The following is a 15,820-nucleotide window of genomic DNA, read 5'->3' as shown; positions in this document are numbered from 1 at the left end:
AATTCTCTTCTTCTTGATTAGCAAAGTAGCAGGACTTTTTTACCACAAACTAATGCGCTTGCTTGGTGCTAAATACATGGCGTCTCCTTCCTTAATCTGAGGATAGGCCTCATAAAACTCAGGAAGGTTTTTAAGTTGTTGGTTAACACGCAACTCATTTGGTGCGTGGACGTCTTGCACCATGGTATATTTATTGTACTGCAGGCTAGCCTTTTGTTTCCAGATATTTGCGTAGTTTTCAAAGTAGTCCTTAAGATTAGGTTTTGTCACATCTGTTTTGAGCACTTGGAGTGTAGATGATAGACCTCCAGCATCTGCAACATTCTCAGTAACTGTGAGTTTTCCATTTACCTTAGTCCCGTAAATTTCTAAACCATTCCACTGGTCTTCAAAGGCTTTGATTCTCTTGTCGAAAGCTTTAGTATCTGCTTTTGTCCACCAGTTATGCATGTCGCCATTCTCATCATAATCGGCACCATTGGAGTCAAAGGCATGGGTAATTTCATGTCCAATCACGACACCGATACCACCATAGTTCTTTTCAACACTTTGGTTCTTGTCGTAAAACGGAGCTTGCAAAATACCAGCTGGGAAGTTGATACTGTTACTTTCTGGGTTGTAATAAGCATTGATATCAAAAGCAGAACCAGACCATTTATTCTTATCAATAGGATCATCAAAATGATCAATGGTATAACGTTTTCCGAACTGGGCAATGTCTTCTGACAATTCAAAGAAGGACTTGTTAGGGTCAAGATGTAGTTCCTTAGTACCAGGATCGACATCTTCCTGATAACCTACGAAAACCTTCATTTTATCCAACTTTTCGATGGCCTTGTTGCGTGTATCTTCCGTCAACCAATCATTCTGTTGGAGACGGCCACGATAGACATTTTTGATTTTATCAATCATACCTGTCACATCAGTCTTGGCTTCTTCACCAAAGTATTTACGTCCATAATAGACACTCATGACATCGCTAAACAGATTGACACTCATCTCATAGACTGTATCTTCTTTAGAAAGTGGCTTTTGTGTGCCCATAATAGCCATGCTAATCGATGCAAAATTCAAACGGTAATCTTCTGTCAAAGAATTTGACGCTGCCATAGCTTCTTGCACTAATATCCATGATTTTATTTTAGAAAAATTGTCCTGATTAACGATCTTACTATAGTTCTCAAAATACTTGGTATTAGGGACGTTGATGGTTTCTAAATCACGTCCCATAATGCCTTTAATGACATCATATAATTTGAAGGATCCCGAGTAGGCATTAATCTCTTCTGCTGTTTTAGGGTGAACCAAATTCTTACTTTCAGACATCTCTTCGTTACTGAGACTGTACTTAGCAATGATTTCGTCGAACTCCAGTGCTTCTTTGACAATCCGTTTACTATTTTTTTCGCTATATCCAAGCATTTCCAAGGCTTTTTGCGTGGCTGTTTCAATTGGAGTCAAATATTGTTTCTTGCTGGCCTCATCTTTATAAATAGACACATCTGGCAATAAGATACTTGGGGGACTCAATTGGATTTGTTTTTGGCTGGTATTCTCTGCGTTAGTTCCTACGTCATAACCAAATGGAAGAGGAATCCCTTTATCAGTCAAGCTAGCAGATTTACTGGCCAAATCATTTACATCCTTGATATCCTCAATCTCTTTTAGATAAGGTTTGAGAGGTTCAAGGCCATCTTTCTCACGTTGCTTGTAATCACTAGCAGCCTTGTAGAAGGTGATAAACTCAGACATCCCCGTAATATCTGACGTCTCCTTACCCTCCCCTAAATTTTTGATATCCTTCTTAAGCTTTCCTTTGATATCTTCCCCTAAAGTATAAAAATTATCAATGCTTGGAGAATCAGCGGGAATTTTGGCTTTTAGGAGCCAGTCCTTGTTAACAGCTTGATAAAAATTAGAAGCTACCGTAGCATTCTTATCAATTGGCGTTTCTTGCGGAACAAAGGTTTTATAAGCCCAAAAACCGCCTCCAGCAAGAGCTAAGGCCAAAGCTCCCATTATGGAACCAAGAATAATTTTCTTACGCTTTTTCATAGATACTCCTTAGAAAATTAGATTAATATACTTGTATTATATCATTAGAACACTTATTTTAGCAAGCTGTTTTTGGGAGACAAAAAGAAGTAATCAGACGATTACTTCTTTTTATTTTCTTAAATAGCGAAAATTAGGTATTATGACACTCAAGATAAGAACAATAAAAGATCAACTAAATCCAACTTAATGGGTTTAGTTGATCTTTTTTGTCATTTTACTAATCATCACAAGCAGATAAATCATTTAAAAGACAAACTGCCGAGTGATGTTAATCCTCTTGCTAGATTAAAGTTACGCTCTGATTTTTCTTGGAATTCTGTGAGCGTCTTACTCAAGTCACTCACTCCAGAACTCAGTGATTTGCCTTTAGAAAGATTGCGGACTGCTAGAACTTGAATAGCTCTACATAATTCTGCTAGAAGTTCATCATTATCCTTCTTCCCAACTTCTATTTCATTTTTAAACTTGACAAGCAACTCTCTCTCATTTTCAGTTGTTTCTGGATTTACAATCAGATTATAGATATTGTTTAAGATATCCGTAATTTGCGTGTTATTGCTTTTTGTCATCTAGATTACCTCCTATAACCTGTAGCAAGATTAGGTCGAGCAAGTGAATTAAATTGGTTAATTGTTTGTGTTGTCATGAGCAACGACCTCTTTTGATAGTTCGCTATGACATCATTATACACATCTAGCATATTAAATTCAAGAACAAAAATATCCTTCTGCCACGAATGCACGAACGGACAAAAAGAAGTAATCAGACGATTACTTCTCTTTATTTTCTTAAACAGCGAAAATTGGGTAACAAGATACTCAAGATAAGAACTATAAAAATGCCCAAAACCATAATTGTAGTATAGGGATTAAAGCAGAAACTTATTAGCAAGGCAAGACTTATTCCAATCATTAGGTATCCCAACTTTCTCACTACTGATTTACTGCTCTGGTTATGATTTTTTGTAGCCAGGCCAATACTTTTAGGAAGATAATTTCCAATCACTAGAAAAATAAGTGCCACTAACCAAATCACAGTCAAGCGAACTTGAACATGACCTCCTAAGGCAACAGTCAATATAAGACCTTGGATAAGCACAGTAGAGATTGGGACCAACCATAGCATAAACTCTTTTAAGAATGGAATCGTTATTTGTTTAAAGAATGAAAAACAAAGATTATATATGATTAACGCAAGAAAAGGTAGGGCTACTATTGCTAGATTGCGGTTCATAAAACCATTGGCTTGCTCTTCCACATTAAAGTGGATAGCAATCTGATTTGGCAGTTGTTTGTAAAAGACTAGTCCGACAATAACCGGTGTAAGTATCACTATATTACCAATGACTCTTTGCATATTATTTTTCATCTTCTTTTCCTCCAAGTGATTGAATCCAAGTTAAAATTTCTTCAAAAACGGTCAGGTTTAAACTGTAGTAGATAAAATTCTTCTGCTTTTCTTCTTCAATAAGTCCCGATTTTCTCAAGGTAGACAAATGATGGGAAACTGTTGCGGGAGCTAAATCAAACTGCTGGCTGATTTCACCAGCGGACTTGGGTCCAGACTTTAGATAGTCTAAAATTTCTCTCCTCACAGGGGCAGAGATAGCTTTTAGTGTTTCAGATAAGCCCATGAGTTCCCTCCTTTCTCCAAATCCGACGTGTCAGAAGTCCAATACCTAACACATAAATAGCTAAAATAAGTTCGATTAGTAAGAGATTGCTGACTATCCCTAGCTGATAAGCACCTGCCAAAAAATCAATGGCAGCATGGAGTATAATTGCCCAGAAATAGAATGAAAGTCTATGCTTAGTGACTGCTAGAAAATCCCAAGCTGTAAGCAAGACTTGTAACACCAAGGCAACTAGTCTTTCAAAGAGAGACATAACCACAGCAAAGCCTGTTAATTGGTTGACCTGACTCACAAGAGTTGAAGGTAACTGACTGGCCTGACCTGAATGGATGGCCTGCAAAACAATGATGTTAGTGAGTAAGCCCAGCACTCCAAGGAAGATAAATTCACTAAGACCATGTCCAAAACCGTAGGCTACAATATCAGACGTCATCAAACTTCTTTTCTTTGCAAGTACCTTAAAAACCAAATAGCGAGTTGTTTCTTCAACAAGGCCAGCCATAAGCCCTCCATAAATAATGGTGAACCATTTAGAAGAGTGACCAAAGCTTGAAAGAACTAGGGCATTGATAGGTCCTTCAATCATCATGACAGGTAAGGCAAAACCAATCAGACCGACTAAAAAGAGCTTGATTGAAAATTGCCATCTTTTCTTCAGAACGATAAAACTAATGACGGCGATAACCAACATGGTAAGAATTGCCATAAAAAGGAATGTTTCCATTTGATTTATCCTTTCATTGAAACGGAGCATCAATACGACTTAGGTCAGAATACCTATTTCTATACTTTTCGAAATAGATTCTACGCTTTTCTGAAAGCACTGTCAAGGTTATTTCGAAAAAAATCGAAATAGGGATACAAAAAAAGACCGTTTTCACGATCTTTCTTCTTGAGAATTTTCCCTCATTCTCGGCTGTGTATTCTCTGGTCAGTCACATGGGCTACTACTGCTTATCTTCCTGGGACATATTCGCCAGTGTTGGCATCGTAGTAACGGCGTTGGCCGTTGACTGTGACGTAGGCACCTTTAACTTGGCGACCTGATTGGTCAAAGTAAAGGTGTTGGCCATTGATGACTTGTTCCCCTGTCACGGCATAGCCATCAGCTCCGAAGTAAGCCCAGACGTTAGGCTCGATTTGAGCAAAGCGGTTGGTTACAGGTTGACCGTCGTTTTCGTCATAGTACTTGTAACGACTGCCGACCTTAATGGCCTTGCCTTTGTATTGGATACCATTTTCGTCAAAGTAGTATTCCTTGCCATTGATAGTCCACTTGCCTTTAAGGGCTTGGCCATCAGTATTGAAGTAAGACCATTGGTTTGGTGCAATCTCAGCAAAGCTGCTTGTGACAAGAGCTCCACTGTGGGCATCATAGTAATAAGTCTTACCATCTTCGACAACAGTTTTCCCCTTAACTTGGATACCATTTTTATCAAAGTACTTAAGGTATCCATGATCAGCACGAACTTGGCCGATAGCCAGTGAACCATCGTGTTTGAAGTACATCCACTGGTCATCACCTACTTGGAGATAGCGTCCGCTAGCAAGAATACCTGAGCCTGGCTCATAATAATATTTGATGCCATTTTCTTCGATAATTTCACCCTTAGCTTGGCTACCATCTTCCTTGAAGTAATAAAGGTGACCATCAATGTATTGACGTCCTGTAACACGGTTACCTTCTTTATCAAAGTAATTCCAAGCCTTAGTTGCTGGATTATATACAAAGATGCTGCGTCCGATTTCGCCTGCTGGTGTGATGTAGCGAGCCTTACCATTTTCAAAGATAATAGAATCTGCACGATTGCTGTAGGCCGTACCGACGCTACCATCTTGGTTAAAGTAATAAGTCTTACCATCAATGACACGTGAACCAGTCACAGTATTACCGTCAGCGTCAAAGTAATAACGTTTACCTGTGCTGCTGTCTGTCGCAAAGACGTTACGTCCCATGTCACCAGTTTCAGCAACATAGTAATGCAATTTGCCATCATCTGTACGAACAACGCGATCCTTAGCCTGGATACCAGTTTCACGGTCAAAGTAGAAATGGTGGCCACTCCAATGAAGGTTACCCACTACCATTGTTCCTTGAGTCGTAAAGGCACGAACCTGCTTATGTTTGTCATCAAAATCAACGAAGGCATTCTTAACCATTGCGCCGTCTAGACCGTAATAGTAGGTATAGCCGTTGCTAGCACGACGAAGGGCGTTACGCAATTGGATACCATTGTCAAAGAAATAGTAATCCTTGTTATTGATGTTTTGGGCACCCTTGGTCATCTTACCATCACCACCGAAGTAATACCAGTTACCGTTTCCGTCTTGAACAAATTCATTCTTAACAGCTTGGTTATCACGTAGGAAATAAACATCTTGTCCACGACGTTGGAAGACTTGAGTGCTTGTGATGGCAACTGTATCGCGAAGTGGTGTTGGCAAGAGTTGGCTGTTGGCTGAAGTATTAAAGTACTGGTTAGTCTTGTCATCACGAAGGACAAAGTTGATACCTCGTCCAAGGATATTAGTTCCGTTGAAGTACTTAGCAGACCATTTAGTAATCTTTTCATTCGTAGGCAACTGTTTTCCATTTGAGATTTGCACACGGTTGAAAATAGATGGGTACTTAGCTTTAAGCTCATCAAGGAAGGCACCACCGTATTTACCTTGATAGTCTGTACCATCTGTACGAGTATTAGCCACATAGGCTTGGTCAATGATTTGGTAGCCTACTTGGTGGTTACCATAACCATTAACACGTGTCGCATTTACCACTTCTTTTCCTGGGAGGTTATAGATTTGGTCTGGCACCCAGTCAGCAATGGCTTGAATACCGTCTTTATGGAGGGCACGAAGGACATTAAGGAGGTCCTCAAGTGAGCCGTACTTGTTATTTTGACTTAAGGCCATATCATAACGGTCATCAAAGGCATAACCATTATCAATTGTTGAGTCAAGGAAAGTGCCATCTTTACTTGAAACATACTGTGGTGGAAGTCCAACCGACGTGATCCCCCAAGCTTTGAGCAAGTCAGTGTTCTTAGCCAAGACACGGTTCATATAGAGTTCTGGCTGATCGTCCGCAAAGGCTTGGAAGTTTGAGAAGGCTTCATACATGACTTGCGAATCAAGGGCTGCTGAAGACTTGTAAACTTGGCCATCACTATTCGCACGGTTACTTGGCTGTGTACGTGCGTCTTGGTTTTCCTTAGCTCCGACTGGTACCCAGACACCGAGGTAACCTGAGACTTGGACATTTTCTACACCAAAAACATCGTTGGCATTGAAGGTCAAGTTCCCATTCCAGTCAGTGCGTTTAAGAAGGTGTTTAGGCACATCAGAATCGTTGAGGTAGGTTGCTATACCATCCTTAGTCGTCAAAAGCAATGGGCGATAAAGCTGATTACGGTGTGCTCTACCCATGTTCATCGTTACAGTTTCATTGCTACCCAAGCGGAAATCATAGTTGTTGGTCATAATGACACCCATACCTTGCGTACGAGTTTCTGAAGTTCCCAAATCTGTTCTGTTATTGGCACCTTTACCATAACGAACAGATGTCAAGAGTCCATCATTTCCGACTTTCTTCACTTCCATATCTTGACCACCAGCTACATACTTGATACGAGCACGCAAGAGGGTGTCAATGGCATCAAAGTAAGGTGTCTTTTTAGCCATGTAGTGACCATCTTCACGGTAGAGGTCTCCGTAATAAACACGTGTTACAGAGTCCTTATTGGTCAACATGAGGGCATAGACAGATGGCAAGTTGTATGATGCATAAGTCTTGTGAGCCTTATCAATATCCTCATTGTAAATCTCGAAGGCTTTCTTGATTTCATCACGGGTGAAATTGTAACCAAACAAATTTGGATTGATACGATCACGGATGATACGTTGAATAATGGTTTGAGCTTCTGTATCATGGGCACGGGTGAAAATATAGTTAGCCATACGCTCACCGTTTTTATCATTGGCACCACGTGGATTCAAACTACTATTGATGAAAGCAGTCATGTCCCCAAGTTGCATACGTGTATTTTTATCACGCATCAAGAGGTTGGTAAGGGCATTACGAAGGGCATTATCAATCGGAAGTTGTGCTCCCTTAGTGTCCTTGTTGTAGTATGGGTCATTGGCAGACCAAGCTTCCAAGTATGACAAGTGCTTAATGGCATTGGCTTCAGACTTGTCAACACCATAGGCTGCTTTGAAGTAATCTGAAGCGATTTGGAGCAGGTCGGCGTCCACATTGTCCAAGGCATCGACACGCAAACCGTCAAAGTTGGCAGTTGGATCATTGGCCATGATGCTTCCAATATTCATCATAAAGTGGAGCCAGTTAAGTTGCTCTGCCTGAACAGCTGGGTTTGAGTTATCAATATCGTTGGCAAGCAAGAACTCAAGACCACCGATAGAATTGTCCTTGAAGTACTTACGTGTACCCGTCTGGTTAGTCGGTGTGCGGTTAAGCAAACGATAGTCAGAGTTGGCGTGACTGGTACGGTTGCCAGTATCACCCTTACTGTTGTTAAAGAGCAACTGTCCACCTTGCAAGTGGTCGTATGAACTATTTTCAGTGCTACTATTCCAACCTGGCTGAGTCTTGATGAACTGGTCGATACTTGTACGCAACCAGTTTGTGTTGCCTTCACGAGCGATACGTTCTTCAATCTTAGTCTGAACCATCTTGGCAGCTTGGTCTAGACTTTCCTGACTAGAGTTTGTTGAAAATGAGCCTGCACCAAGACCTTGATTTTGCATGTAGTTAAGGTAGTTAACCTGAGTTGACTTGTCAGGCCACCAAACCATCAAGAGTGGACGTTTGTCAGCCTCGGTTGAAGCCGTCCAAGTCTTACCATCCTTGAGAATGCTCTTTGGACGGTACCAAGCATCCGCTGTGATGAAGGTGTCAAGTTGGTCCAAAGACTTGTCATCGTTTTTGTAGAGCTGGTTTCCAGATGAAAAATCTACAGTTGCCTTGATAGGTTCTGTTGAAAATTCATCCTGTGACTTAGTTGCAAGAGCCCCTGTTTCAGCATCAAAGTAATAAGACTTACCGTCTTGCTCAAAAACGAAGTTTTTACGCACACTACCGTCACTATTGACATAGTATTGTTTGCCGTTGATCCATTGGATTCCAGTCGTTGTGTTGGTGTTGGCTTCACGAGTTTCTGCCAAGGCACGACGACTACGTGTACGAGCTTCTGTATTTGCCGTATCCGTTGTTGCTGCACGGTCTGTAGTGGCTGTTGTAGTATTGTTGGTTGTATCTGTAGTTGTAGCACTCGTATCAGCTGCAGCTGGTTGCACATTTGTGCTTGGTGCTGCTTGATCTGAGTTGGTATCAACTGTCGCTGCGTTTGTGGTAGGTGTGGCTGCTCTATCTGTCACACTTGTTGTCGTGCTAGTAGCATCTGCGACAGGGATGTTGACGCTAGCAGTATTAGCATCTGCTGTGATAGTTGGTGCTACCGTAGTTGCTGCATCATTAGTTGTGGCAGGCGTTTCTTGAAGTAGTTCCTGACTGCTATCACCCGACTGATTCGCAGGATTTTGCTCATCGGCCTGAACCTGTTGATCCGCCAACAAGGTTCCACCAGCAACAGTAACCATTGAAAGTGCTGTTACCCCAATTGTCACCCAATTCTTCTTCACTTTATGCATTTTAAAGCGTACTTTTTGTTCCATATTATATACCTTTTTCCCTTATATTACTTCTATCATAAGCTATTTGACAAGGGAATACAATTACACAACTATAATGTCAGCTTAATGTATAGCCCCTGGTTTTCTAAGAAATCAGGCTCAAATGAATGGTAGACGAAACGAGGAATTGGTAACTAACGGTATCATTAGGTTATAGCCCCTCCAAGCACTCCTTGCACCCCAACAATCTTAATTTATTTTTAAATAAAACAAAGTATAAATTTCTAATTATCTTTTTATATTTTCTTAAATGCTCGTAAAGCCTTATTCTATGTGCTTTCGAGTATTTTTACTGTAGGAAGATACTTCACGTTTCTTTGCATATTTCCTCATGTCTTAGCTGTCAGAAGTGGTAAATAAGTAGTAAATTCATTTGTACTACTAAGCAACAAGACGCTCCTGTTGCTTCTCTTTATTCAAGCGTTTCATTTCTGCCATTGCAGAATCGAATGTTGCATGTGCGTAATAGTTCAGCGTCATGGCTATATTAGCATGTCCCATAATGTACTGTAATGCCTTTGGATTCATTCCTGCATTTGCATAGTTGGTACAGAATGTATGTCGCAAACTATGTGGAGTGATGTGTGGCAATTTATCCTCGTTATACTTATTGTATTTCTTAACAAGACCTTTCATCATGCCGTTGTAATCACTTGCCACTTTTGGATAGTTCTTTCTATTAAGAAAGAGGAAATCACTATATCCATCAATCTCAACACGCTTATCATTCTTTCGATTCGCTAACACTCGCTTAAATGCTTGATAGGCTTCTTCAACCATAGGAACTTGACGTTCGCCACTTTTGGTCTTTGGTGTTTCAATGTAGTACCCAATTTCAGTATCTCTCAATAGCTGATGGTCTATATTGACAAGACGATTCTCAAAATCTAAATCTGGAAGTGTCAAACCACCAAACTCTGAAATACGAAGACCTGTTTTTAAGAGTATCAGAATTTCATCATAATTTTTGCTGTAGGTTTTATCAGCTTTTGCAAAGGCTAACAGTTTTTCTTCCTGTTCTTCTGTTAGTACGGTCTTAGGGACAGTATCATCATCAAGAACTGCTTTCAGTTGAAAGTCAAATGGATTCTTCCGAACACAATCATCTTGTATAGCAATATAGAATGAAGCCTTTAAAGAACGTTTGTAGTTATTGATGGTTTGATAAGCATAACCATTTTCACTCATTCTAATAGCCCATTCTTTAGCGTCTGATGGCTTAATACTGTCAATACTTCTTACACCTAACTTGTCTTTCTTCAAAATATCCATAAGATATTTGCGTCCAGTTTCAGTGTTTTTTCTAACCTTTGGTCTTTGAGCGTTCTGTTTTGCGTAAAGCTGGCAGAGTGTCATTTTCTTTCCTACAACATCAATACCATCATGAATGTCTTTCTGTAACTCTGCGATTTTCTCTCTAAGTGAGATACAATCACGCTTTCCTGCTGGTACTCGGTCTGTAGCCACAAGTTTCCACGAGTAAACAAATTGCGGTTCTCCAAATGAATCTATATATTTGTATAAGTATCTTCCGTCTTTTCGTTGGCTCTCTCCAGTCTTTAAGATTCGACCTTTATTGTCACGTCTTTTTTCTGACATGGCATTTGCTCCTTTCCTTTATGGAAAGAGCCTTGATACGACTTAATACTATTTTATCATATACAAGACCCTTTGGCGACGCTAGATTGCGTCCAATGTATCTATAATTTTTTCAAATTGTTTTCGTTTAATCTGAATACGATTGCCATTCATAATCAGCCAATTTGCATTTTTATTTTCCTCTGCCAAGCGTCGTAGCTTGTTTTCGCCAATACGAAAATATTTTGACGCTTCTTCAATGGTTAGGGTATAACGTTCCCAAATAGGAATGTCAGTCTGCTTCATAAAATCCTCCTTTCCAAATCACTTATTTGGATTTCATAAAAGTTGTTTTACCAGCAATCGAACAGCTTTAGCAAAGCTCACGGGAGTTCCACCCCTGCATGGTTCTCATGTAGCCATACTCATTGCCTGCGACGGTTTTATCACGCTCGGACTATTGACTGTATGGGAGTATCATTATCACGATAAGAATGTCGTTGCAGGCAATCCTGCTAAAGATTGCTTCTCGGATCACTAACATGAATCGCTCGCTATCTTTATAAGATAGGTCATGGCGGTTAGTTCCGTTGGCTCTTTTCTTATCGAAACGTATTCGATTACTTTTATTCAGTTTTCAAAGAACAATGGCTCGTTAGCCTATCAAAACACATTGAAAGCTCAATATGCTTTGGTGGAATAACAAACCTCCCTGTTCGGGAAGCGTGGAATGGTTTAGCACGCTTCCACGAAAGGAGAGAGGATATTACTTAATTTCAAATGACAAAATCTTTGTAATCAGTCTGGTTTCCATTCTTCCACGTAAGACTTCATCAACGACCATACTTTGATTGCCATATTCATCTTTCATAAGTCGTAGGGAACGCTTCGTTATGTACCCTCTGTAATGATGTAGAATCTGGTTAATCGCTTCGGTATCGCCATCTGTTGCCTTTACAATGAGAGGAAAGGGAATCATAGGATATTGTGTTTTCATTCTTCAAATTCCTCCATAAACTTTTTAATTAAGGCTAGTCCACTGGTTCTATGCCGATAGACAGTAGAACGGTTCAATTTCAACAGGTCTGCAATTTCTGAATCGCTCATGTCCATAAAGTAAAACAGCAGTAGAATTTCACGTTTCTTGTCTGGCAACTCACGTAATGCTTCACTCAACAAATCATTTTCAACGCCTACTGATAACCCATTGAGTGTAAAAATCTGAAAGTCAGTTGAATAGTTATCTGTTGTCGCAAACTGGCTAACAAGATAATCGCCAACATCCGAAAAGGACACCTCACGCTTTGCAATCCTTGAAAGATAAAGCATATAATTCTTTCGCTCGTCTTCCATAGCACGTTTACAGATATAGTCAAACTGATTTTCTATTGTGGTCTGAAAAGAAGATGGTTTCATGTTTCTCACCCCCTTTCTGTCTAGGAAAGGAAGTGAGCCTTGCTCGTTTATCTCCTTTCACTCTTAGTCCCAATGTGAAAGGGGGATTTGTTGCATTACTGATAAATAAACTTTGTAAAAAAGTTCTGAATAGCCAAAAAAGCATATAAACAGATTTATTTCTCTGTTTACATGCTTCTGTTATTCTATCTATATGATTTATAAAACCACATTGGTGGACGTACTTATCTATTGCAGATAGACGACTTTTTTTGACAAGAACCCAATGTAAGGAAATTTATTGTATATGATGTACTTCATGGCGACGTTGACCTCCAACAAACCGCCATTTGGAAGTAATATACAATATTTTAACAGCGTAAATAGCACTACCATATAACGGTTTTTTTTATTGGCGTTTAGTAGTGCTTTTTATTAAATATAAACCTATAAACCATATAACACGTTTTTCTATACCTGTTTTTAATTCAGTAGGAACAATAAAATGTATAGAGGTGGTCTACTATGCGTAAAAAAGAAGATAAATATGATTTTAGAGCCTTTGGTTTAGCCATTAAAGAAGCTCGATTGAAACGAGGTTTAACTCGTGAACAAGTGGGAGCATTGATTGAAATTGACCCACGGTACTTAACTAATATTGAAAATAAAGGGCAACACCCCAGCATACAAGTTCTTTATGACCTTGTATCGTTACTTCATGTTTCCGTTGATGAATTTTTCTTACCTGCTAATAACTTGGTAAAAAGCACCCGACGATTACAGATAGAGAAATACATGGATAGCTTTACAGACAAAGAACTATCCTTAATGGAATCTTTAGCCAGCGGTATCAACGAAGCAAGAAACATCGAAGACTAATTAAAAGAATCCATACATAACGGAAAGAGCCGATAAAATGAGATTGTATTAATCTCATTTTATCGGCTCTGCGTCTTTGCGTCTGGCTCTGTAATCACAGTTACTTTGAACTGCTTTATTTCAATTAAATTTTCTTGTCTGCATTTCGGACAATAGAGGGGGAATTTTTTTAATTCAGTATCTTCCCTTATCTTTAATCGTGTTTTATTTCCACATACAGGACACAATATCCACTTGTAGTTTATAATAACTATCTCCTCCTTTACACTTTAATTCAAATCTTTATTAAAAAATATTTCATCTTATTTAACAAGAAACCATATTTATATAACAACATAAAATACACTAAGTTATTTTATTGAACATATATCGTACTTTATCTATCCGACTATTTGGACGACGGGGCTGGCAAACAGGTTCACCGGTAGTAACATGGTACCCTTTTAACTCTGTTAAACAAACACTACGTCCATTTGTAAAGAAAGTTAAATCACTACGATATTCTTGAATACACCGAGCAGGGATTTCTCCACTAAGAATGACCTCATTATTTTTCAATTGAGTGTCTACGATGTTCGCACAATATTTAGGAGCATCGTTGTATGCTCGTGAAAGATATTCCTGTGGCGCATAAATTTTAAAACTAAGATATGGCTCTAACAATTCTGTTCCAGCTTTTTTTAAGACTTGTTCCAATACAATAGGAGCAAGCATCCGAAAATCTGCTGGGGTACTAACAGGGCTATAGTATAAGCCATACTTAAAACAGATTTTACAGTCCGTCACATTCCAACCATACAATCCTTGTTCACAGCCATAGCGTATCCCCTCCATAACTGCATTTTGAAACGATTGATTTAAGTATCCAAGAGAAACCGAGCTCTCATACTGTACTCCGCTCCCTAATGGAAGCGGTGCTACAGATAGACCAATGGAAGCCCAGAAAGGATTCGGTGGAACTTCGATGTGAATGGTATACTCTGCTTTTTTTAACGGTCTTTCCATATAAATGACTGTAGGCTCTTTTATTTCTATCTCCACATGATACTTTTCTTGCAGCAGAGCACAAGTCACTTCCATTTGTACTTTCCCTAAGAAAGAAAGTATGATTTCATGTGTCGCAGAATCCACATAATATCGCAGAAGCGGGTCACTGTCGGAGATTTCTAAAAGTGCATCAAGTAACATTTCCCTTTGTTGAGGTTTGCTCGGTTCAACAGTCGTTTGCAGCAGAGGGAGGGGATTTTCAATTCTCTCTCTCTGTGGCAATAGCTTTGTATCTCCAAGAACACTATTTAACTTCAAAAACTCATTCTGCAAAATAACAATTTCCCCGGAATAAGCCTTATCGATTTTACATAATTCACCATTTATTGAAGTATACATTTCTGTAATTTTTATTTTTTCCTTTTCCGATATTCTAACCGGATCTCGCAAATGCAGTACGCCACTATAAAGACGTATATATGCAAGACGCTGTCTTTTTTCCGAATACTCAATTTTGAAAACTTTTCCGCAAAGTTCAGACTGACCTCGATGTGTTGATGAATAAAATTTATTCGTAATCACTTCTATAAGGTTATCAATCCCTATATTGTTTTTTGCACTTCCGTGATAAACAGGGAACAGGGAACAATTATGAAATCTTATGCTTTCCTCTTGTTCGAGTTCTAATGCTTCCAATAATTTCCCAGACGTATATTTCTCCAAAAGGTAATCATTTCCTTCTATTACCATATCCCATTGTTCAGATTCGGTAAAGTTCATTACACGCATATTAGGATGCAGTTCTACCTTCTGTTTGATTACAATTTCCGCAGAAAGTTTCTCTTTAATATCCTGATAAACCGTTGATAAATCAATTCCATTTTGGTCAATCTTATTGATAAAAAAGATTGTGGGAATACCTATTTTCCTAAGTGCATGAAACAATATACGAGTTTGTGCTTGTACGCCATCTTTTGCAGAAATCAGTAGAATTGCCCCATCTAATACTGATAATGAACGATATACTTCTGCTAAAAAATCCATATGTCCTGGCGTGTCTATGATGTTCACCTTAGTATTTTTCCACTGAAAAGAGGTTATCGCCGTCTGAATTGTAATTCCTCTCTGACGTTCTAAAAGCGTATTATCCGTTTTCGTTGTACCTCTGTCCACGCTTCCTAATTCTGTAATCGCTCCACTGTTATATAATAAGCTTTCTGTTAAGGTAGTTTTTCCCGCATCAACATGAGCTAAAACTCCAATATTAATAATTTTCATGTGATTTTCCTCCATTCAAAAGCCCAAAAGGGCATAAAAATCCCAGTGATAAATACTCTTATCACTGGGATTTTTATGCATAACCATAGGCATACAAAGCATACAGATATTCTCCGGATACTTTAGAATCACATGATAAAGGTATTCTTAAACTGGGTACAAAAAACTAAGCCCTCCTAAAAAAGGACATCCAATTATTTGTTCCCACTATCAAATTGACAGTTTATTTAAGAATACCTTGCCGCATATTTATTAACTCCTTTTAAATAGATACTTAAATAATAGCACGTAAGAGCATAT

At 39.0% G+C, this 15,820-nt stretch carries 14 protein-coding genes and 1 pseudogene; 2 read left to right on the top strand and 13 right to left on the bottom strand.

Annotated features, from left to right (window positions below):
- Positions 1–39: 39 nt before the first annotated feature.
- The 8 genes from HMPREF2607_RS07815 to HMPREF2607_RS07780 all read right to left on the bottom strand — a co-directional run bounded on the left by HMPREF2607_RS07815 (position 40) and on the right by HMPREF2607_RS07780 (position 11,287).
- Positions 40–2,055: a M13 family metallopeptidase gene (locus HMPREF2607_RS07815; protein WP_070476596.1), complete on the bottom strand. Its 2,016-nt coding sequence runs from the start codon at positions 2,053–2,055 to the stop codon at positions 40–42.
- Positions 2,056–2,297: 242 nt separating this feature from the next.
- The gene (locus tag HMPREF2607_RS07810) at positions 2,298–2,627 is read right to left on the bottom strand and encodes a bacteriocin immunity family protein (protein ID WP_014632901.1); all 330 of its coding nucleotides are present in this window, start codon (positions 2,625–2,627) and stop codon (positions 2,298–2,300) included.
- Between the two features lie 211 nt (positions 2,628–2,838).
- Positions 2,839–3,426, bottom strand: a complete 588-nt coding sequence (locus HMPREF2607_RS07805; protein ID WP_070476594.1) for a DUF1648 domain-containing protein — start codon at positions 3,424–3,426, stop codon at positions 2,839–2,841.
- Complete coding sequence (locus tag HMPREF2607_RS07800; protein WP_070476591.1) at positions 3,416–3,691, bottom strand: autorepressor SdpR family transcription factor; 276 nt, start codon at positions 3,689–3,691, stop codon at positions 3,416–3,418. Before HMPREF2607_RS07800 ends, HMPREF2607_RS07805 begins: the two co-directional genes overlap by 11 nt.
- Complete coding sequence (locus HMPREF2607_RS07795; protein WP_070476589.1) at positions 3,678–4,415, bottom strand: YhfC family glutamic-type intramembrane protease; 738 nt, start codon at positions 4,413–4,415, stop codon at positions 3,678–3,680. The genes HMPREF2607_RS07800 and HMPREF2607_RS07795 overlap by 14 nt, the downstream gene beginning before the upstream one ends.
- Positions 4,416–4,645: 230 nt before the next feature.
- Positions 4,646–9,385: a glycoside hydrolase family 70 protein gene (locus HMPREF2607_RS07790; RefSeq protein WP_070476587.1), complete on the bottom strand. Its 4,740-nt coding sequence runs from the start codon at positions 9,383–9,385 to the stop codon at positions 4,646–4,648.
- Positions 9,386–9,784: 399 nt separating this feature from the next.
- Entirely contained in the window at positions 9,785–11,002 is a 1,218-nt protein-coding gene (locus HMPREF2607_RS07785; RefSeq protein WP_001291561.1) for a tyrosine-type recombinase/integrase, read from the bottom strand.
- An 81-nt stretch (positions 11,003–11,083) separates the two neighbouring features.
- Positions 11,084–11,287, bottom strand: coding sequence for an excisionase (locus HMPREF2607_RS07780; protein WP_000814511.1), 204 nt, complete (start codon positions 11,285–11,287; stop codon positions 11,084–11,086).
- Between HMPREF2607_RS07780 and HMPREF2607_RS10675 the strand changes: the two genes are divergently transcribed.
- Positions 11,271–11,522 (top strand): hypothetical protein, encoded by a 252-nt coding sequence (locus HMPREF2607_RS10675; RefSeq protein ID WP_001845478.1) that lies wholly within the window; start codon positions 11,271–11,273, stop codon positions 11,520–11,522. The two genes, HMPREF2607_RS07780 and HMPREF2607_RS10675, sit on opposite strands and share 17 nt — an antisense overlap.
- A 225-nt stretch (positions 11,523–11,747) precedes the next feature.
- On the opposite strand, the gene HMPREF2607_RS07775 is transcribed toward HMPREF2607_RS10675, so the two are convergent.
- Together HMPREF2607_RS07775 and HMPREF2607_RS07770 are read right to left on the bottom strand one after the other, a co-directional pair.
- A complete protein-coding gene (locus tag HMPREF2607_RS07775) occupies positions 11,748–11,978 on the bottom strand; it encodes a helix-turn-helix domain-containing protein (protein ID WP_000857133.1) in 231 nt (76 codons plus the stop codon).
- Positions 11,975–12,397 carry a sigma-70 family RNA polymerase sigma factor gene (locus tag HMPREF2607_RS07770; RefSeq protein ID WP_000804885.1) on the bottom strand — a complete coding sequence of 141 codons (423 nt, stop codon included), beginning with the start codon at positions 12,395–12,397 and terminating at the stop codon, positions 11,975–11,977. The genes HMPREF2607_RS07775 and HMPREF2607_RS07770 overlap by 4 nt, the downstream gene beginning before the upstream one ends.
- 504 nt (positions 12,398–12,901) lie before the next feature.
- Here HMPREF2607_RS07770 and HMPREF2607_RS07765 point away from each other — a divergent pair.
- A complete protein-coding gene (locus HMPREF2607_RS07765; RefSeq protein ID WP_001227347.1) occupies positions 12,902–13,255 on the top strand; it encodes a helix-turn-helix transcriptional regulator in 354 nt (117 codons plus the stop codon).
- Between the two features lie 59 nt (positions 13,256–13,314).
- Here HMPREF2607_RS07765 and HMPREF2607_RS10255 read toward each other — a convergent pair whose 3' ends face one another.
- The 3 genes and pseudogenes from HMPREF2607_RS10255 to HMPREF2607_RS10760 form a co-directional block, all read right to left on the bottom strand.
- The gene (locus HMPREF2607_RS10255; protein ID WP_000336323.1) at positions 13,315–13,482 is read right to left on the bottom strand and encodes a cysteine-rich KTR domain-containing protein; all 168 of its coding nucleotides are present in this window, start codon (positions 13,480–13,482) and stop codon (positions 13,315–13,317) included.
- Between the two features lie 118 nt (positions 13,483–13,600).
- Positions 13,601–15,520 (bottom strand): tetracycline resistance ribosomal protection protein Tet(M), encoded by a 1,920-nt coding sequence (gene tet(M) / locus HMPREF2607_RS07760; protein ID WP_004632336.1) that lies wholly within the window; start codon positions 15,518–15,520, stop codon positions 13,601–13,603.
- A gap of 15 nt (positions 15,521–15,535) precedes the next feature.
- Positions 15,536–15,583, bottom strand: a pseudogene (locus HMPREF2607_RS10760) (hypothetical protein); the annotation flags it as partial.
- Between the last annotated feature and the right edge of the window lie 237 nt (positions 15,584–15,820).

It is taken from the genome of Streptococcus sp. HMSC078H03 (assembly GCF_001808655.1).
In the GTDB taxonomy this organism is placed as follows: Bacteria; Bacillota; Bacilli; order Lactobacillales; family Streptococcaceae; genus Streptococcus; species Streptococcus salivarius_G.
Note: the sequence above shows the minus strand (reverse complement) of the source record. Positions and strands in the feature narration are given on the sequence as shown.